Below are 17,599 nucleotides of genomic sequence, written 5' to 3'. Positions count from 1 at the left end.
CAAAGCTATTTTATACCCGTAAACTAGAATGTAGTAAATGGTGTTGATTACAATGCCCAGCGGCTACACATTAAACCTAAAGTGCATCACATCACCGTCCTTAACAATGTATTCTTTGCCTTCTACGCGCATACGGCCAGCTTCTTTTACTTTGGCTTCGCTGCCATATTTTACGTAATCGTCGTAAGCAATGACCTCGGCACGGATAAAGCCTTTTTCAAAATCGGTATGGATAACACCTGCAGCTTGTGGTGCCGTGGCCCCAACAGGAATGGTCCACGCGCGGACTTCTTTTTCTCCAGCAGTGAAATAAGTATCCAATTCGAGTAATCTGTAGGCTCCACGAATCAATTTGGCGGAACCTGGTTCGGAAAGTCCGATATCTTCCAAGAACATTTGGCGCTCTTCGTAAGATTCCAATTCGGTGATATCGGCCTCAGTGCCCACAGCTAAAAAAATAACCTCTGCATTTTCATCGGACACAGCTTCTTTTACTTTTTCAACATATGCATTGCCATCAACGGCTGAGCTTTCATCTACATTACAAACATACATTACGGGCTTGTCCGTGATCAACTGCAATGGTTTTACAAATTCTTCCCGGCCATCTTCGCTAATTTCAATGGCTCTGACCGATTTTCCGGCTTCCAGACCTTCTTTTAGTGCAGAAAGTACCGCTTCTTCCTTTTGGGCTTCTTTATTGCCTGTTTTGGCTGCACGCTTTACTTTATCCAGCTTTTTCTCAACACTTTCCAAATCCTTTAGCTGCAATTCCATATCAATGGTCTCCTTGTCCCGAATTGGGTCTACCGAACCATCGACATGAACCACATTGTCATTATCAAAACAGCGAAGTACGTGCAGAATAGCATCGGTTTCGCGAATATTCCCCAAAAACTGGTTTCCAAGTCCCTCTCCTTTGCTGGCACCTTTTACCAAACCGGCAATGTCCACAATTTCCACAGTAGCTGGAAGAACACGTTCGGGATTCACCAATTCTTCCAATTTCTCCAAGCGTTGGTCGGGCACGTTCACCACACCAATATTGGGTTCTATGGTACAAAAAGGGAAGTTGGCACTTTGTGCCTTTGCATTGGACAAACAGTTAAAAAGTGTTGATTTTCCTACGTTGGGCAATCCTACAATACCTGCTTTCATCTAAATTCTTGTGTTTTGAGGCTGCAAATATAAGTTGAAGTTTTGGTTATGGAACTTAATAACCTTGAATGAGTAAATAGAAACCTATTACAACCAAGGCTATGATACCAAAAATGGCAATCAAGGACAATATGCATCCCGCTTGTTTCCAAATACCTTTGTATACTTTCTCTTTTTCTTGCATAAAAAAACCCCGAACCTTGGTTCGGGGCTAAATTAAATGTTTTTTATTGCTTAACCATCGGGGTGCATAAACTTTTGCTTGCCCAATAGTTCTTCTTCACTTTCTACGTGGTCTTCATCGGGAACACAACAATCAACGGGACATACCGCTGCACATTGGGGTTCTTCGTGAAATCCTTGGCATTCCGTGCATTTATCCGGAACTATATAATAAAGCTCATCGCTAACAGGTTCTTGAACTTCATCGGCATTGACCTCTTTGCCATTGGGCAAGACTACGTCGCCGGTCAGCGAAGTTCCATCACTATATCTCCATTCATCCGCACCTTCATAAATTGCTGTGTTCGGGCATTCTGGCTCGCAAGCACCACAGTTTATGCACTCATCTGTTATAATAATTGCCATAATTTTCTTTTCCTTTTGGGCTGATTCTTATCAGCATGCTTACTTTTGACAAAAATAAACCCTAGTAATTTAGTGTACAAATTTAATGGCATCAGATACAAATACCATAACTGCTTTTGTTAAACTTGGAAAATACTTAACGGATTTTTGTGATAATTGTTATTCCAAGACCGATAAAGTCGATTCGGAACTGAAGGAAATCGTTGTGCAAGCGCGACACCACAACGGGTGGTTTACCGAGGATAACATATTGTTTTCTCTAAAGCAATGGGGGCATTTGCTTACAGAAGAAAATCTCAGGGAATGGTTGTACGATTATACTTTTGATTCGAATAATGCGCCAAAAACAATAGGTATCGTGATGGCGGGCAATATTCCTTTGGTCGGTTTTCATGATTTTTTATGCGTATTGCTCTCGGGCAACAAGGTGTTGGCCAAACTATCTTCCAACGACAAGATGTTACTTCCATACCTGTCAAAATACTTGATTCAACAAGAAGCCTCACTAGCTGATAAAATTGAGTTCGTTGATGGAAAGCTAGAAAATTTCGATGCTGTTATCGCAACGGGAAGTAATAACACAAGCCGTTATTTTGAATATTATTTTGGCAATAAACCCAACATCATACGAAAAAACAGAAATTCCGTTGCAATACTAACTGGAAATGAATCCGAAGAAGAACTAAAATCACTTGGCGAGGATATTTTTCGGTACTACGGATTGGGTTGCCGCAATGTATCCAAACTATTTGTGCCCAAAAGTTATGATTTTGATACCTTGTACAAAGCGCTTTACGATTACAAAGATATCATTCATCAACATAAATATGCCAATAACTATGACTACAACAAAGCCGTTTATTTGATGAGTCAGTTTAAGATTTTGGACAATGGCTTTATGCTTTTGAAGGAAGACAAAGGGCTCACCTCTCCCATTTCTGTGTTGTATTATTCCCACTATGATGATGAATCAAGTTTGAGAAAAGAATTGGAAGAACTTGAAGAACAAATTCAATGTATGGTTTCTAGTGCTGCGGGAGAAAACGAAGTGAAATTTGGAGAAACCCAAAAACCAAACCTTAACGACTACGCGGACGGAATCGACACCATGCAATTTCTCCTTCAACTTTAAGAAAACCCTAACCTTCGCAATGGTTTATAGATCCAACAATTTTTTAGACCTTTACCCCTTAAACCAAGGAAATGAAAAAGCACAATTTTAGCGCAGGCCCTTGCATTTTGCCCGCAGAGGTAATGCAAAAGGCATCCGAAGCCGTTATTGAACTGGACGGCATTGGTCTTTCACTTATAGAAATCTCCCACCGCAGCAAAGAGTTTGTGGGCATTATGGAAAAAGCGAGAGCCCTTGCCCTGGAGCTTTTGGGACTCGAAGGCAAAGGGTACCAAGCTTTGTTCCTTCAGGGAGGCGCAAGTATGCAATTCTTAATGACCGCCTATAACTTTTTGGATAAAAAGGCAGGATATGTAAACACGGGAACATGGAGCCAAAAAGCCATTAAGGAAGCTCGCTTGTTCGGCGATATTGTGGAAGTAGCATCTTCCCAAAAGGATAATTTCAACCATATTCCGAAGGGGTTCGATATTCCCTCCGATTTGGATTATCTGCACCTAACATCTAATAACACCATTTATGGGACGCAGTACAAAAAGTTCCCTAAAACCGATGTGCCCTTGGTGTGCGATATGAGCTCCGATATCTTTTCCAGACAGCTCGATTTTTCTCAGTTTGATTTGATTTATGCGGGGGCACAGAAAAATATGGGCCCTGCCGGAACAACACTTGTGGTTGTAAAGGAGGATATTTTAGGCAAAGTATCCCGAAAAATACCATCAATGCTGGATTATTCCGTACATGTGGCAAAAGACAGTATGTTTAACACTCCTCCAGTTTTTGCGGTGTACGTTTCCATGCTGACCATGCAATGGTTAAAAGACTTGGGAGGAATCCCAGCTATCGAGGAAATCAACGAACGCAAGGCCAACCTAATTTATTCCGAAATTGAACTCAATCCTGTTTTCTCCGGAATTGCCGCCAAAGAAGACCGCTCTAATATGAATGCCACCTTCAACATCACCGATGATGAATTAAAAGATGTGTTTGATGAAATGTGCAAAGAAGCAGGAATAAACGGAATCAACGGCCACCGCTCAGTTGGTGGTTACCGCGCTTCCATGTACAACGCACTTCCTATGGAAAGTGTAGGCGTGTTGGTAGATATAATGAGTGAACTCGAAAAGAAAGGATAATTTTAATGGCGAATATTTTAGCGAATGACGGCTTGGCCCAATCAGGAATCGACTTGCTTGAAAAAGAAGGTTTCGAAGTAAAAAATACAAGGGTTGCCGAAGAGCAATTGGCAAATTATATCAACAAAAACAAAATTGAAGCACTTTTGGTGCGTAGCGCTACAAAGGTTGACAAAAAGTTAATTGACGACTGCCCAAGCTTAAAGTTGATTGGCCGCGGTGGTGTTGGTTTGGACAATATTGATGTGAAATATGCAAAATCCAAAGACATTCATGTGTTCAACACGCCCGAAGCATCTTCGGAATCGGTAGCTGAACTGGTTTTTGCGCATTTGCTCAATGGGGTCCGCTTTTTGCACGATTCCAACAGAAACATGCCTTTGGAAGGTGATAGTCAATTTAAACAACTCAAAAAGAGTTACTCGGCAGGTGTTGAACTTCGCGGAAAAGTCTTGGGAATAGTAGGTTTTGGCAGAATTGGCCAAGCTACCGCTAAAATTGCGCTTGCTTTGGGTATGGAGGTTCTATTTACAGACCATCATACCAAAGAAGCGACCATAACCCTTTCTTATTTTGATGGACAATCCGTCGATTTCGTTTTAAAAAGTAAAGATTTAAAAGAAGTACTCGCGAATTCAGATTTTGTGAGCCTACACGTACCATCGCAAGAAAAATACCTGATTGGCAAAAAAGAATTGGCACTCATGAAACCAGGTTCTGGAATCGTAAACACCTCTCGCGGTGGTGTTTTGGATGAAGTTGCCTTGGTTGAGGCTTTGGATTCCGACCACTTGGCCTTTGCAGGACTTGATGTGTTTGAGTCAGAACCCAATCCAGAAATCAAAATATTGATGAATCCCAAGATTTCCCTCAGCCCCCATGTTGGTGGTTCTACAATCGAAGCACAGCAACGTATCGGAATCGAATTGGCACAAAAAGTTATCAAATTGCTAAAGTGATGGTATTTCTGAATGGAAACACCTTTTCAAAACCCACTTTTTTGTACATTGTCACTTTAACCTTAACACTAACACAATGTCAGGATTATTGGATTTGATAAATAGCCCAATGGGCAAACAATTGGTCAGTGGTGTAGCTGGTCAAACAGGACAACCAGAAAGCAAAACAGCAGATGTTTTGAGCATGGCCATGCCTCTTTTAATGGGTGCCATGAAAAAGAATGCATCAACCCCGGGAGGTGCGCAAGGACTCATGGATGCCCTTTCCTCTAAACACGATGGTGGTATATTGGATGATTTGGGAGGCCTTTTTGGAGGTGGTGTGGACCAAAATGTAATGGATGATGGTGCCGGAATCTTGGGCCATATCCTTGGATCCAAACAACCCCAAGTAGAAAATGCTTTGAGCAGTAAATCAGGTATCGATGCCGGTACAATCTCTCAAATATTAAAAATTGCTGCCCCAATTATTTTGGGCTATTTGGGAAAACAGACCAAGCAACAAAACGTAAACAGTCCCGAAGGCCTAAATGGTTTATTGGGAGGACTAATGGGCGGTGGTAAAACAGCTGCCAAACAACAATCCCTAGTAGAAACTTTTTTGGATAGTGATGGTGATGGCAGCGTTATTGACGATTTGGCCGGAATAGCCCTAAATAGTGGAGGTAAGCAAAAAGGCGGTCTTGGTGGAATGCTGGGCGGGCTTTTCGGAAAATAAAATTCAACCTAACGATATTTAACAAAGCCATTTGAATTTTCAAGTGGCTTTTTTGTATCTTAATAAGATGAAAAAGAAGCTTATAAATACATTATTGTTTTGTTTGGTACTTTGTTTTGGTCTGATTTCTTGTACCTCGCAAAAATCGACCTTGGATGTTTCAAACCAAGAAAAAGCCCTTTTTGATTCTGATGACGAGAAACCCGTTGAAATCGCAGATGACGAAACCGAATATGAAATCATCATCATAGAGCCGGGGTTCTACACTTGGTTAAATTCCATTGCAAAACCAGAGGGCTACTATTCCCAATCATTCTTGGAAAATAGAAATGCAATCATGGTAATTACTTGGAATCAAAGGGTATTGCAGCCCAATAGGTTTAACCCCAACCTTTACGAAATGCAAATCAATTATGATTCTAATATTGATTATGGTTACGAGGTCAACTATAAACTCTATAACTACTTCATTTATTTTCAAAGAAAATATAACCAGCGGCTAGGTCCTTTTCTGCCAAGAATTTAAATTGTTATTTTTGCCCTCAATTATATTGAGATAATGCAAAAAATAAAGCAGCGTTGGGAAATCCAGAAAAACTGGCAAATGCTTTTTCCCATTTTGGGCACCCTATTGGTTTTACTTACCTCTTATACCATTTCTCGGAGCCTATTACACGCTTTTGGACTAAACAACACAATTTTTGAATGGTTCTTTACCATTGGGATTACATTGCTTTTGCATGTTATTTTGATAAAGTTTTTCCTATGGTGCTTTAAAAAAGTGGAAAACAAATGGAAAGTGGACTATAAATGGGAAATGATCGCCATTTTCATTGTTTTTGCGATTACAGGCAGTCTTTCCGGTAAATTGGCCGGTCCCTTGGTCCATTGGATCGGATTGGATAGTGAAAATGTACACTCTGCAGTGTATTGGGCACTCCGAATCCTATTGATTTTTCCCATCTACCAAATTCTCCTTGTTTTTATTGGCTGGTTGTTCGGTCAGTATCAATTTTTTTGGGATTTTGAGAAAAAGATGCTTAAGCGCATGGGGTTAGGTGCTTTCTTTTCATAGTTTATAATTTTTTTAACATAAAAAGAGTAGGTGCCTTGGTTACTTTTGTGAAGTATGTTTACCAACCTCCATAAACGTATACTCATCTTTGTTTCCCTTGTAATGGTGGCAGCAATTTTAGCTCCATCCGTTATAAAATTGGGACATGCTTTGTATGAGCATAACCAAGAAAACCAATGTATAGCCTATGGCACAAATCATATTCACGATGCCAATCTGGATTGTGATTTTCATGATTTCACCCTTGCCAATAAGGTACTCTTCAATTCTTCTTTAACTTACATTCCGGTCGAGATACCCGAAATAAGGTACACGACCATCAATTACACATTTGTTTATAAGCCGCACAAAATTTCTTTCCAGGCTTTACGCGGTCCTCCATCTGTTTCATAGTAAGATTGATTTAATTTTTTTAAAAACCATTTATTTTTTACAATGAAACAACTATATATTTCAATGCTTTTAGCATTGGTTCCCTTATTTGCATATACTCAAAATACATTATCAGGTAAGATATTGGACGCTGAAACTGGCGAACCTTTGGAACAAGTTTCCGTTTACATTCCTCAATTGGAAAACGGAACGGTTACTGATCAAAATGGAAACTATTCCCTCAAAAACCTTCCTGAAGGAAACTATAAGCTCGTTATATCTTACATAGGATTTGAAACCTATTCAACTTCCATAGAAATCAACTCTGAAAACAACCAATTTGATTATCAGATGTCTCCATCGGCCATAGAAATGGATGAAGTGGTACTGTCTACCCCTTTCCATAAATTACAGCGTGAAAACGTGATGAAGGTGGAACAAAAATCCATGGAAGAACTGAAACAACAAGGCGGCATAACCCTATCCGAAGGAATTACGAATATCCCAGGGGTATCATCGGTTTCTACGGGTGTGGGAATCGGAAAACCCGTTATACGTGGTTTGAGTTTTAACCGTGTGTTGGTGTACACGCAAGGTGTTCGTTTGGAAAATCAGCAATATGGTGGTGAACATGGCTTGGGTATCAACGATGCGGGAATTTCCAGTGTAGAGGTCATTAAAGGCCCAGCATCTTTGCTATATGGTTCCGATGCCTTGGGCGGTGTACTATATTTAAACCCAGAAAAGTTTGAAGCCTCCGGCGAAACTTCTGGAGATGTAAACATGAGGTATTTTACCAATACCTTGGGGTATAATGCCAATGCAGGGTTTAAGACATCTGGAGAAAAATTAAAGTTTTTGGTACGTGGTGCTTATGCTACCAATGCCGATTATGAAACTGGCGATGGAACTAGCGTTACAAATTCTAGGTTTAACGAAGCGGATTTAAAAACGGGTCTTGCCTACCAAGCATCTAAATTTAAGACTGAACTCCGATACAATTACAATGCTTCGGAGCTTGGTATTCCTGAAGAAATTGGGGTTCAGAACAACGACCGGGATCCTTTGATGCCCTACCAAGAGCTTTCCACGCATATTATAAGTTCCAAAAACAATTTCTTTTTTAAAAAATCGAGTTTAGAGGCCACTTTTGGGTATACAGTCAATAATAGAAAAGAGTTTGAAGAACACCATCACGAGGAGGAGCACGAAGGTGAGGAACATGAAGGCGAAGAGCATACCGAAGAGGAACATGCGGAGGAAGAGCATGAAGAAGGAGAAGGAGCTGCTTTGGATATGCGTTTGAGCACCTTGAACTACAACATTCAATTTAACCCACAATGGGGGAAAATGACGACCATTTTTGGAGTTCAGGGAATGCATCAAACCAATGAAAACTTTGGGGAAGAAGTGTTGGTTCCCAATGCTACAACAAACGATTTTGGAGTTTTGGCCACTTCTCACATACATTTCAACAATAGTGATTTGCAAATTGGATTGCGTTACGACCTTAGATCTATCAATGGTGAAGAAAGTGGTATCGAAGGGGATGAAGAGTACATTCCTGCTTTAAACAAGGATTTCAACAGTTTCAATGCTGCTGTGGGTTACCGAATGGACCTGACTCAAAACGTGATGGGCCGTTTGAACCTGGCTACAGGCTTTAGGGCCCCTAACCTATCGGAATTGACCTCGAATGGCTTGCACAGCGGAGCGAACCGAGTGGAAATCGGAAATCCAGACTTGGATAGCGAACAGAATTTTCAAGTGGATTTGGCTTTGGAGTATGGAAACAAGCATATTGAAGCTTACGTCAATACATTTTATAATATCATAAACGATTATATCTATCTAGAACCTACAGGAGAGTTTAGGGAATTGGATCCGATATATAATTTCCAACAGCAAAATGCGACCTTGTACGGTGGTGAGTTCGGATTCCATTTACATCCCCATCCTTTGGATTGGCTCCATTTAGAAAGTAGTTACGATATTGTTTTTGGTGAATTGGAAGATAAATCCGACCTGCCCTTGATTCCGGCCAACCGTTGGACAAATACTTTTAGAGTGGAATGGAATAAAAACCAAGATTATAAATACTATGCATTTGTAACGCTTCAAACCTTTTTTGACCAAAATAAAGTAGCAGATTTTGAAACTCCTACTTCAAGGTATAATCTATTTAATGTTGGTGTGGGCGGTGATATACGAATCTTCAACCAAAAAGTGGGATATTCCATTACAGGAAATAACCTTTTTGATAAGAACTATATCTCACACTTGTCCAGATTAAAGGCAGATGGTATTGCCAATATTGGAAGAAATATTTCTTTCAACTTGAATATTCCTTTGTGAAAATAAATCGGTAGAAATTATAAATTGAAAATCGTCAGTTCGAGTAATTTTCGAGTATAGCGAAGAAAATTGTATCGAGAACAAGTTCTTTCTAAATCAAATCAGAATAAATTCAAGGTCAATCTTTTTTAGGTTGGCCTTTTTTCTTGCTCAAAAAATAAGTATAAATCCAGGTCAAGGTAAAAGTGGGGATGACGTCCATACCAGGCACCAACTCCTCGGCAAAAGTCACCAAACCTGCAGCCTGCCCTACCCTGCCCTTGTAAAGTCTGGTCATGAGCCATCCCGCAACGGGTGCCCAAATTACATCGGAAAACTCCCCTATTCCGGGAATTGCATACGATATCATCCCGATACCATCAAATAACAATCCCAAAATAAGATTGCGATACTTGTTATCCTTTTCTTCTGTCATAGGGGAAAATTAGCGATTCCCGCTTAATTGAAAAAGCTGTTTATGACAAATCGGAGCTAATCAGCTTTAAAAATTCGTTTCGGGTCTCAATTTTTTCAAATTGTCCTCTAAAACCCGAGGTTGTCGTCACAGAATTTTGTTTTTGCACACCGCGCATCATCATGCACATGTGGGCGGCTTCTATTACAACGGCAACGCCTTTGGGTTTTAATGTTTTGTTGATGCATTCCAGAATATCGTGCGTCAACCGTTCCTGCACCTGCAACCTACGGGCAAAAACATCTACTATTCGGGGAATTTTGCTCAAACCTACAATATGTCCGTTGGGGATGTAAGCTACATGGGCTTTGCCAAAAAATGGCAGCATGTGGTGCTCACAAAGCGAATAAAGCTCAATATCCTTTATTATGACCATATCGTCATAATCCTCTGCAAACATGGCGCCTTTAAGAATTTCCTCTGCATTTTGTTTGTAACCTTGCGTTAAGAAAAGCATAGCTTTTGCGGCACGTTCAGGTGTTTTTAAAAGCCCCTCTCGGGTTACATCCTCCCCAATATCCTCCACTATTTTTGAGAAATGCTCTTTTACCTCATTGGTAATTTCAATATTATACTCTTCGAGGTTTCTATAGGGTGCCATGCTTAAGTTTTTTTGAAAAATAGTTGTTCAGTTTTTTGATCTTGGGATCAATTATGATTTGACAATACGGTTGTTGCCTATGTTGGTTGTAATAATTATGATGGTCTTCTTCTGCCAAATAAAAGGGTTTTTCAGCAGATATTGCTGTTACAATTGGGGAATCGAACACTTTTTCTTTTTCCAAAAGTTTGATAAAGTCCTCTGCCAATTGTTTTTGTTCCGCAGTAGTATAGAAAATTTCGCTGCGATATTGCGTGCCCACATCATTTCCTTGACGATTCAATGTTGTGGGGTCGTGAGTAGCAAAAAAAACTTCCAATAACTCTTCATACGATATTTGTGAAGCATCAAATGCTATTTTTACCCCCTCGGCATGTCCTGTTCTTCCAGTAGCAATCTCCCTATATGCTGGATTTTTAATGGTTCCACCCGTATAACCGGAAACCACCTCCTCTACTCCATTAAGTCGCTGAAAAACAGCTTCCGTACACCAAAAACACCCCCCGGCAAATATTGCGGTTTCCAATTTTAAATTATTTTTGTTCATGTATTTTGATTCAAAGTTAAACAATATTTGATTGAGAAATTGAATTCTAGCAAATATTTATATAATCCTTGGTCGAAATTATCGTCAAAATTATACGTTTACTATTTTCTAGCAGAAATCAGGCATAAAAAAATGTAATCTTCTACCTTAATGGGTAGTTCCCTGCCCAATTACTGAAAAGGGCAATACATATTCAAATCATTCTACAATTATATTGGTAAAACCTTTGTGTACAGCAATGTTGCACCAATATAATTGAACAGGTGGGGAATTTATGGTAGATAGTAAACCCTTTACACCACAGTTCCTGCTTTTGCCTTTGACCATAAACCCCTACCTTTGCATCCTTGGAAAAATCCGAGAATTTAGTTTTTAATAACATAATAATCAACATACAATGCAAGACGGAATCTACGCAAAATTTAATACTACCAAAGGGGAAATACTGGTAAAACTTACCCACGATAAAACACCGGGAACTGTTGGCAACTTTGTTGCATTGGCCGAAGGAAATATGGAAAACAGTGTAAGACCACAGGGCAAACCATATTATGACGGGCTAAAATTTCATAGGGTAATCGCCGATTTTATGATCCAAGGCGGGTGCCCAACCGGAACCGGAACTGGAGACCCAGGTTATAAGTTTGATGATGAGTTCCACCCCGATCTGGTACACGATGGTCCAGGAGTATTATCCATGGCCAATGCCGGACCCGGCACCAATGGAAGCCAGTTTTTTATTACGCACGTGGCTACCCCTTGGTTAGATAACAAACATACTATATTTGGTCGTGTACAAGAAGGCCAGGATATTGTGGATTCCATTGCTCAAGGCGATGCTATTGAAACTTTAGAAATTGTTAGGGTTGGAGATGAAGCCAAAAACTGGAATGCCATAGAAGCCTTCAGGGTTTTTGAAGGAGCCAGGGAAAAGCGGATTGCCGAACAAAAAGCTGCCGCAGAGGCAGAAATGGAAAAATTGGCCGCTGGGTTTGACAAGACCGATAGTGGGCTGCGTTATAAAATGATTCAAAAGGGAAGTGGTGCCAAAGCTGAAAAAGGTAAAACCGTTTCCGTTCATTATGAAGGTGCATTGACCAACGGACAAATTTTTGACTCCTCCTATAAAAGAAACCAACCCATTGATTTTGTTTTGGGTATTGGACAGGTAATCCCGGGTTGGGACGAAGGAATTAGCCTATTGCAGGTAGGTGACAAGGCCCGTTTTGTAATTCCATCCCATTTGGCTTACGGAAGCACAGGCGCAGGAGGGGTTATTCCTCCGAACGCAACACTTATTTTTGATGTGGAACTGGTGAACATGAAATAACAAAATTCACAAGAATATATAAAAGAGGTTGTCTAAAAAGTATTGAAACACGTCATTCTGAATTTATTTCAGAATCTCATCATACTGATAAACAAATCACTATGAGAACCTGAATCAAGTTCAGGTTGACGAAAATCGACATTTTAGACAACCTCTTTTATTTGGCCCTATTTACACTCAATAAAAGCAAACAAAGATTAAGGGCAAGTAATGAAATTAGAATGCTGAAAAAAGTGGTCATGGTTGTAACGTGTTTATTACGTAACAATCCAACGGTAAAAAACCCTACCTATTGCCTAAAAACCTTTTTAAGTTACTTTTGGGAACCGTTTACACTCCACAACAACAGCAGGGCATTTACGATTAAAAGGAACGAGAGTACTCCAAAAAAAGTGTTCATTTATATTGGATTTAATGGTTATGGGGAACAGTGTGTTTATAGCTTAGATAGTAAAAAAATAAATGGTTGCGTGAGATTCAAAAAAAATTGCAAAAAAAAACCCGGGCACTGCCCAGGCTTTGTCTCTATAAAAAAGTATGTTATAACTTAATCCGCAACTTGTACATTAACGGCGTTTAATCCTTTTTTACCTTGTTGTAGTTCGAATTCTACAACGTCACCTTCTCTAATTTCATCGATTAAACCAGAAATGTGTACGAAGTGATCTGTGTTTGAACCATCTTCAGTGATAAATCCATAACCTTTAGAATCATTGAAGAATTTTACTGTTCCTTTACTCATAATATAAATTGAAAAAAATTAATTGAGCTACAAAGGTACATTTAATTTATTGAGAATCAGTTTTTTTTTCTTAAAAATAAAATAATTATGTGGTTGGATCAGGCGTCAAACGCAGGTATGGCTTAATTTCTTCCACACCTTTGGTAAAAATTCCTTTGGCCTCTTCGGTAGGTATAGATGGACTTACCACGACTTTTTCCCCATTTTTCCAGTTTGCCGGAGTAGCCACTTTATGGTTTGCCGTTAATTGCAAAGAATCCACTACGCGCAACAATTCGTAAAAATTACGTCCGGTCGAGGCAGGATATGTTAATGTAAGTTTGATTTTTTTATCGGGACCCACAATAAACACTGATCGTACAGTAAGTGTATCGTCCGCATTGGGGTGAATCATATCGTAAAGATCGGAAACCTTTCTTTCCACATCGGCAACTATAGGAAAGTTGACCTTGGTATTTTGGGTCTCGTTGATGTCCTTGATCCATTCCATGTGAGATGCGGCCCCGTCAACACTCAATGCCATCATCTTTACGTTTCTTTTGTCGAACTCATCCTTAAACTTGGCAGCAGTACCCAGTTCGGTGGTACAAACAGGAGTAAAGTCAGCAGGGTGAGAAAATAGAATCCCCCAACTATCACCAAGGTATTCATAAAAATTAAGTGTTCCTTCCGAAGTAACTGCAGTAAAGTCCGGAGCAGTATCTCCCAATCGTAAAGTTGCCATATATTTTCTGATTTTAAAGTTTGAAAAATTAGTACCCTACAAAATTACTAGATTATTTGGGTAATGCGTATAAAATCAGTTAAAAGTGTATTAAAAATACCTGTTGTACATTTTAGAACGTTTGTTTGAGAAAAAGCATCGAGAACTGACATCTTACCATGCTAACCCTCCATGCAATTTTATTCGCTTCAATCAAAAATAACTTAAATTGACAGGCGTTTAGCCAGAAAATACATTCTTTACGATACAGTAGTAATCATTATCTTCGACCAACGAAGTTGTATTTATGATAAAGGCCACAAATATTCAAAAAAGTTACGGAGACCTCAAAGTTTTAAAAGGGGTCGATTTGGTAATAAAAAAAGGCGAAGTGGTCTCCATTGTCGGGGCCTCGGGTGCAGGAAAAACCACTTTATTGCAAATTCTGGGCACCTTGGATACCCCTACCAACAAAGGAGAAAGCACACTTTTGATCAACGACACCGATGTAAACCAACTCAACGATAAGAGCTTGGCGCAATTCCGGAACGAGCATATCGGTTTTATTTTTCAGTTTCACCAATTGTTGCCGGAGTTTACGGCCTTGGAAAATGTTTGTATTCCTGCTTTTATAAAAAAAACTCCACGGGCCGAAGCTGAAGAGCGTGCCAAGGAACTATTGGATTTTTTAGGATTGCAGGATCGTTACGACCACAAGCCCAACGCCCTCTCTGGGGGTGAACAGCAACGTGTTGCCGTGGCCCGTTCGTTAATGAACAACCCCTCTGTAGTCTTGGCAGATGAGCCCAGTGGAAACCTAGATTCTGAAAGTGCGGACAACCTGCACAAACTCTTTTTTCAGCTGCGAGATGAATTTGGACAGACTTTTGTCTTGGTCACACATAACTTAGAACTGGCCGACATGGCAGACCGAAGACTCACCATGGTCGATGGTTTGATCGTTTCCAAAGACTGATATGACCAAGACAGAGCTCAAAGAGTTTTTGGATGCCAAGGTGTTGGAATACAATCACCCTAAGTTTTTGGAAGATGACCCCATACAGATTCCTCACCTATTTAATCGAAAAGAAGATATTGAAATCAGTGCATTTTTAACGGCCACTATTGCTTGGGGCAATCGCAAAAGTATTATCAACAATGCCACTAAATTAATGGGGATGATGGACAACACACCTTATGATTTTGTGATAAACCATACCGATGATGATCTTGAACAACTCCGCCCTTTTGTACACCGAACCTTTAATGGGATGGATCTTGGTTACTTTGTAACCAGTTTAAAGAATATTTATAAGAATCACGGTGGTTTGGAAGCAATTTTTACAGAACATCAGACCAAAGACTCCATGCAGCCTGCCATTTCAAAGTTTAAGGAAGTGTTTTTTGAGTTGCCCCACCAAAGTAGAACCCAAAAACATGTTTCCGACCCCAATAAAGGTTCTGCTGCCAAGCGCATCAATATGTTTTTACGTTGGATGGTTCGCGACAATGCCACGGGAGTTGATTTTGGGCTTTGGGAAGACATTGACCCGGCCAAACTCTCCTGCCCGTTAGATGTACACTCGGGCAATGTAGCTCGCAAACTAAAGCTGCTCAAACGCAAACAAAACGATGCCAAGGCACTAAAGGAACTGGACAAGAATCTTCGAAAACTGGACGCCACCGACCCCGTAAAGTATGACTTTGCCCTATTTGGTTTAGGTGTTTTTGAGCGGTTTTAGAAACTTCCCAACATTCATTGAATTCGTATTTAGGCAAGGAGCTGTCCCCTTTTCCAATTTCGTTAATTTTTAGAAAGCTACTTTTTAAAAAGTCTGCAAAATATAAATATTGCAAAATGCACTATTAAAGATTTTTCAAGGAGCAATCAAATTTACCTTTTGAGCAATACTGAACCGATTGATTGGTATTGTAGTTGAATTTGAACACCTTTTTTGGGAGTTTTTCCAATCTAAATACACCCAAGAAGTTATATCCTTGGAAACTCCCAACCGTTGTGGTATTCATTTTTCAACATGACATCAGCTTCTGTGTGGTTGAACTTGCCGTTTTCGGCATCCCAAAACAAACGCTCCCCTGTTTTGTAGGCAATATTGCCCAAATGGCTTACCACTGCAGCATCATATCCAATTTTTATTGGCGCCTTCAAAATTGATTTATCACGGGTTTTTACAGCTTCCAAAAAATTCTGTGTGTGTAGCCCCAACCCTTGCCCTACTCCTTGTTGTAACGGCACGGCTTCTATTTTAGGCCCCAAATCTTTGCTCCAGTGAGGGCGCTCGTGCTCTGGGATCACTTCCCATCCACCACGGTCCAGCACCAAGGTGCCATTGTTACCAATAAAGGCTATACCGTGGTTTCGTCCGTAATTGCCACCATCAATTCCTGTAGCGTGTTCCCATAACAGGGAAAAGTCACCAAAATCGTAAACGGTCTGCAAGGTATCGGGTGTTTCTGCGGCATCATTGGGATAAGCAAATTTGCCCCCCATCGCCATTACGGATTTTGGTGTGGAGGCTTTCATGCCATAAAGAGCATAATCGATTAAGTGAACGCCCCAATCCGTCATTAAGCCACCGGCATAGTCCCAAAACCACCTAAAATTAAAATGGAACCTATTTTTATTGAATGGCCTGTTCTCCGCAGGGCCCAACCACATATTGTAATCCACCCCGTCCGGTACGGGACTATTCGGAACTACAGGTATGGATTGCATCCACCCTTGGTAGGCCCAAGTTTTTACCAAGCGAATCTGTCCCAATTTACCGGAATGTACATAATTGATAGCATCTACAAAATGGGGCTCGCTACGCTGCCACTGGCCTATTTGCACCATTCTATCGCTTGCATTTACTTTGGCGAGCATGGTATCGCTCTCCGCTACAGAGTTGGCAATGGGTTTTTCGCAATACACGTCTTTGCCTGCATCAATGGCATCTGTAAGTTGTAAACAATGCCAATGGTCTGGAGTTCCGATAATGGCAATGTGAATATCTTTGTCCTCCAGCAGTTTTCGGTAATCGGAATACCATTTGGGCTTTTTGATACCTCCTTTTTCCAGCTCGGCCGTTTTTTCACGAAGAACATTTTCATCAACATCACAAAGGGCAACAATTTCCACTTCGCTGTTCTGCAGCATGGAACTTAGATCGGAAAAGCCCATACCTTTACAACCAATAAGACCAACCTGTACTTTATCGTTAGGACTTATGTTTTTCCGAATTGATGCCAATAATTCGGTAGGAAACACCATTGATGCTCCCAAACCTGCCACATACATTCCACCACGTTTTACAAATTGTCTTCTTGTTCCCATATTGTTTCAAAATTTGGAAAAAGATACAAAAAAAACGTCCCTTGAAGTTTAATTTTCAAGGGACGTTTTAAAATTTAATGTATATATTTTCGCTTACTTCTTTTCGGCGGGGGTAGCGTTCAACTTTTTGCTCATTTCCATAGAAATGGCAGAACGGTCAAACTTTAAGCGGCCGGCCATGGTTTCGATGACACAGGAAAAATCCTTGTCGTTCAATTCCACGATTTTGCCGTGCAACCCACTTTTGGTGATGATTTTATCACCCTTTTTTATCTCCGAAGCGAATTTTTTCTCATCCTTCTGACGTTTCATCTGCGGGCGAATCATAAAAAAATACGCCACGGCAAAAATCAATATCAGCGGTAAAAACTGTCCTATATTTTCCATTTAGG

The 17,599-nt window shown here is 40.2% G+C and carries 20 protein-coding genes; 11 read left to right on the top strand and 9 right to left on the bottom strand.

Annotated elements, in window-relative coordinates; genetic code table 11:
- Positions 1–63: 63 nt before the first annotated feature.
- Both ychF and MURRU_RS15245 read right to left on the bottom strand, forming a co-directional pair.
- Positions 64–1,158, bottom strand: a complete 1,095-nt coding sequence (gene ychF, locus MURRU_RS15250) for a redox-regulated ATPase YchF (protein WP_014034372.1) — start codon at positions 1,156–1,158, stop codon at positions 64–66.
- Between the two features lie 234 nt (positions 1,159–1,392).
- Positions 1,393–1,746, bottom strand: coding sequence for a 4Fe-4S dicluster domain-containing protein (locus tag MURRU_RS15245; protein ID WP_014034371.1), 354 nt, complete (start codon positions 1,744–1,746; stop codon positions 1,393–1,395).
- Between the two features lie 85 nt (positions 1,747–1,831).
- On the opposite strand from MURRU_RS15245, the gene MURRU_RS15240 reads away from it, so the two are divergent.
- From MURRU_RS15240 to MURRU_RS15205, 8 genes are all read left to right on the top strand, one after another.
- On the top strand, positions 1,832–2,878 hold the full coding sequence (locus MURRU_RS15240; RefSeq protein ID WP_014034370.1) for an acyl-CoA reductase: 1,047 nt from the start codon (positions 1,832–1,834) through the stop codon (positions 2,876–2,878).
- Positions 2,879–2,949: 71 nt separating this feature from the next.
- Positions 2,950–4,014 carry a 3-phosphoserine/phosphohydroxythreonine transaminase gene (serC, locus tag MURRU_RS15235; protein ID WP_014034369.1) on the top strand — a complete coding sequence of 355 codons (1,065 nt, stop codon included), beginning with the start codon at positions 2,950–2,952 and terminating at the stop codon, positions 4,012–4,014.
- A gap of 5 nt (positions 4,015–4,019) precedes the next feature.
- Positions 4,020–4,973 carry a D-2-hydroxyacid dehydrogenase gene (locus MURRU_RS15230; protein WP_014034368.1) on the top strand — a complete coding sequence of 318 codons (954 nt, stop codon included), beginning with the start codon at positions 4,020–4,022 and terminating at the stop codon, positions 4,971–4,973.
- Positions 4,974–5,049: 76 nt separating this feature from the next.
- A complete protein-coding gene (locus MURRU_RS15225) occupies positions 5,050–5,691 on the top strand; it encodes a DUF937 domain-containing protein (protein WP_014034367.1) in 642 nt (213 codons plus the stop codon).
- Positions 5,692–5,758: 67 nt separating this feature from the next.
- The gene (locus tag MURRU_RS15220; protein ID WP_041801610.1) at positions 5,759–6,217 is read left to right on the top strand and encodes a DUF6146 family protein; all 459 of its coding nucleotides are present in this window, start codon (positions 5,759–5,761) and stop codon (positions 6,215–6,217) included.
- A gap of 33 nt (positions 6,218–6,250) precedes the next feature.
- Positions 6,251–6,766 carry a DUF6787 family protein gene (locus tag MURRU_RS15215; protein WP_041801608.1) on the top strand — a complete coding sequence of 172 codons (516 nt, stop codon included), beginning with the start codon at positions 6,251–6,253 and terminating at the stop codon, positions 6,764–6,766.
- A gap of 54 nt (positions 6,767–6,820) precedes the next feature.
- Positions 6,821–7,159, top strand: coding sequence for a hypothetical protein (locus tag MURRU_RS15210; protein WP_014034364.1), 339 nt, complete (start codon positions 6,821–6,823; stop codon positions 7,157–7,159).
- 42 nt (positions 7,160–7,201) lie between these two features.
- Positions 7,202–9,493, top strand: coding sequence for a TonB-dependent receptor (locus tag MURRU_RS15205; protein ID WP_041801606.1), 2,292 nt, complete (start codon positions 7,202–7,204; stop codon positions 9,491–9,493).
- Positions 9,494–9,611: 118 nt separating this feature from the next.
- Here MURRU_RS15205 and MURRU_RS15200 read toward each other — a convergent pair whose 3' ends face one another.
- From MURRU_RS15200 to msrA, 3 genes are read right to left on the bottom strand one after another with little or no spacing between them, the layout of a single operon-like run.
- Positions 9,612–9,908, bottom strand: a complete 297-nt coding sequence (locus MURRU_RS15200) for a hypothetical protein (protein ID WP_014034362.1) — start codon at positions 9,906–9,908, stop codon at positions 9,612–9,614.
- A gap of 40 nt (positions 9,909–9,948) precedes the next feature.
- A complete protein-coding gene (folE, locus tag MURRU_RS15195; protein WP_014034361.1) occupies positions 9,949–10,548 on the bottom strand; it encodes a GTP cyclohydrolase I FolE in 600 nt (199 codons plus the stop codon).
- Positions 10,535–11,095 (bottom strand): peptide-methionine (S)-S-oxide reductase MsrA, encoded by a 561-nt coding sequence (gene msrA / locus MURRU_RS15190; protein ID WP_014034360.1) that lies wholly within the window; start codon positions 11,093–11,095, stop codon positions 10,535–10,537. Before msrA ends, folE begins: the two co-directional genes overlap by 14 nt.
- Before the next feature lie 397 nt (positions 11,096–11,492).
- Between msrA and MURRU_RS15185 the strand changes: the two genes are divergently transcribed.
- Complete coding sequence (locus MURRU_RS15185) at positions 11,493–12,425, top strand: peptidylprolyl isomerase (RefSeq protein WP_014034359.1); 933 nt, start codon at positions 11,493–11,495, stop codon at positions 12,423–12,425.
- Positions 12,426–12,972: 547 nt separating this feature from the next.
- Here the strand turns inward: MURRU_RS15185 and MURRU_RS15175 are convergent.
- Complete coding sequence (locus MURRU_RS15175; RefSeq protein WP_014034358.1) at positions 12,973–13,167, bottom strand: cold-shock protein; 195 nt, start codon at positions 13,165–13,167, stop codon at positions 12,973–12,975.
- An 85-nt stretch (positions 13,168–13,252) separates the two neighbouring features.
- Positions 13,253–13,891, bottom strand: a complete 639-nt coding sequence (locus MURRU_RS15170) for a peroxiredoxin (protein WP_014034357.1) — start codon at positions 13,889–13,891, stop codon at positions 13,253–13,255.
- Positions 13,892–14,177: 286 nt separating this feature from the next.
- Here MURRU_RS15170 and MURRU_RS15165 point away from each other — a divergent pair, with 286 nt between their 5' ends.
- Positions 14,178–14,846, top strand: a complete 669-nt coding sequence (locus MURRU_RS15165) for an ABC transporter ATP-binding protein (protein ID WP_014034356.1) — start codon at positions 14,178–14,180, stop codon at positions 14,844–14,846.
- Position 14,847: 1 nt separating this feature from the next.
- Complete coding sequence (locus MURRU_RS15160; protein WP_014034355.1) at positions 14,848–15,612, top strand: TIGR02757 family protein; 765 nt, start codon at positions 14,848–14,850, stop codon at positions 15,610–15,612.
- A 248-nt stretch (positions 15,613–15,860) separates the two neighbouring features.
- On the opposite strand, the gene MURRU_RS15155 is transcribed toward MURRU_RS15160, so the two are convergent.
- Both MURRU_RS15155 and yajC read right to left on the bottom strand, forming a co-directional pair.
- The gene (locus MURRU_RS15155; RefSeq protein WP_014034354.1) at positions 15,861–17,207 is read right to left on the bottom strand and encodes a Gfo/Idh/MocA family protein; all 1,347 of its coding nucleotides are present in this window, start codon (positions 17,205–17,207) and stop codon (positions 15,861–15,863) included.
- Between the two features lie 93 nt (positions 17,208–17,300).
- Complete coding sequence (gene yajC, locus MURRU_RS15150) at positions 17,301–17,594, bottom strand: preprotein translocase subunit YajC (RefSeq protein ID WP_014034353.1); 294 nt, start codon at positions 17,592–17,594, stop codon at positions 17,301–17,303.
- Positions 17,595–17,599 lie beyond the last annotated feature (5 nt).

The organism is Allomuricauda ruestringensis DSM 13258 (assembly GCF_000224085.1).
Classification (GTDB): Bacteria; Bacteroidota; Bacteroidia; order Flavobacteriales; family Flavobacteriaceae; genus Flagellimonas; species Flagellimonas ruestringensis.
This window is presented reverse-complemented; position numbering and strand designations above follow the sequence as displayed.

What these genes read in the sequence shown, in the direction of transcription:
- ychF (WP_014034372.1), bottom strand. Translation starts at nt 1,158, where the DNA reads ATGAAAGCAGGTATTGTAGGATTGCCCAACGTAGGAAAATCAACACTT.
- MURRU_RS15245 (WP_014034371.1), bottom strand. Translation starts at nt 1,746, where the DNA reads ATGGCAATTATTATAACAGATGAGTGCATAAACTGTGGTGCTTGCGAG.
- MURRU_RS15240 (WP_014034370.1), top strand. Translation starts at nt 1,832, where the DNA reads ATGGCATCAGATACAAATACCATAACTGCTTTTGTTAAACTTGGAAAA.
- serC (WP_014034369.1), top strand. Translation starts at nt 2,950, where the DNA reads ATGAAAAAGCACAATTTTAGCGCAGGCCCTTGCATTTTGCCCGCAGAG.
- MURRU_RS15230 (WP_014034368.1), top strand. Translation starts at nt 4,020, where the DNA reads ATGGCGAATATTTTAGCGAATGACGGCTTGGCCCAATCAGGAATCGAC.
- MURRU_RS15225 (WP_014034367.1), top strand. Translation starts at nt 5,050, where the DNA reads ATGTCAGGATTATTGGATTTGATAAATAGCCCAATGGGCAAACAATTG.
- MURRU_RS15220 (WP_041801610.1), top strand. Translation starts at nt 5,759, where the DNA reads ATGAAAAAGAAGCTTATAAATACATTATTGTTTTGTTTGGTACTTTGT.
- MURRU_RS15215 (WP_041801608.1), top strand. Translation starts at nt 6,251, where the DNA reads ATGCAAAAAATAAAGCAGCGTTGGGAAATCCAGAAAAACTGGCAAATG.
- MURRU_RS15210 (WP_014034364.1), top strand. Translation starts at nt 6,821, where the DNA reads ATGTTTACCAACCTCCATAAACGTATACTCATCTTTGTTTCCCTTGTA.
- MURRU_RS15205 (WP_041801606.1), top strand. Translation starts at nt 7,202, where the DNA reads ATGAAACAACTATATATTTCAATGCTTTTAGCATTGGTTCCCTTATTT.
- MURRU_RS15200 (WP_014034362.1), bottom strand. Translation starts at nt 9,908, where the DNA reads ATGACAGAAGAAAAGGATAACAAGTATCGCAATCTTATTTTGGGATTG.
- folE (WP_014034361.1), bottom strand. Translation starts at nt 10,548, where the DNA reads ATGGCACCCTATAGAAACCTCGAAGAGTATAATATTGAAATTACCAAT.
- msrA (WP_014034360.1), bottom strand. Translation starts at nt 11,095, where the DNA reads ATGAACAAAAATAATTTAAAATTGGAAACCGCAATATTTGCCGGGGGG.
- MURRU_RS15185 (WP_014034359.1), top strand. Translation starts at nt 11,493, where the DNA reads ATGCAAGACGGAATCTACGCAAAATTTAATACTACCAAAGGGGAAATA.
- MURRU_RS15175 (WP_014034358.1), bottom strand. Translation starts at nt 13,167, where the DNA reads ATGAGTAAAGGAACAGTAAAATTCTTCAATGATTCTAAAGGTTATGGA.
- MURRU_RS15170 (WP_014034357.1), bottom strand. Translation starts at nt 13,891, where the DNA reads ATGGCAACTTTACGATTGGGAGATACTGCTCCGGACTTTACTGCAGTT.
- MURRU_RS15165 (WP_014034356.1), top strand. Translation starts at nt 14,178, where the DNA reads ATGATAAAGGCCACAAATATTCAAAAAAGTTACGGAGACCTCAAAGTT.
- MURRU_RS15160 (WP_014034355.1), top strand. Translation starts at nt 14,848, where the DNA reads ATGACCAAGACAGAGCTCAAAGAGTTTTTGGATGCCAAGGTGTTGGAA.
- MURRU_RS15155 (WP_014034354.1), bottom strand. Translation starts at nt 17,207, where the DNA reads ATGGGAACAAGAAGACAATTTGTAAAACGTGGTGGAATGTATGTGGCA.
- yajC (WP_014034353.1), bottom strand. Translation starts at nt 17,594, where the DNA reads ATGGAAAATATAGGACAGTTTTTACCGCTGATATTGATTTTTGCCGTG.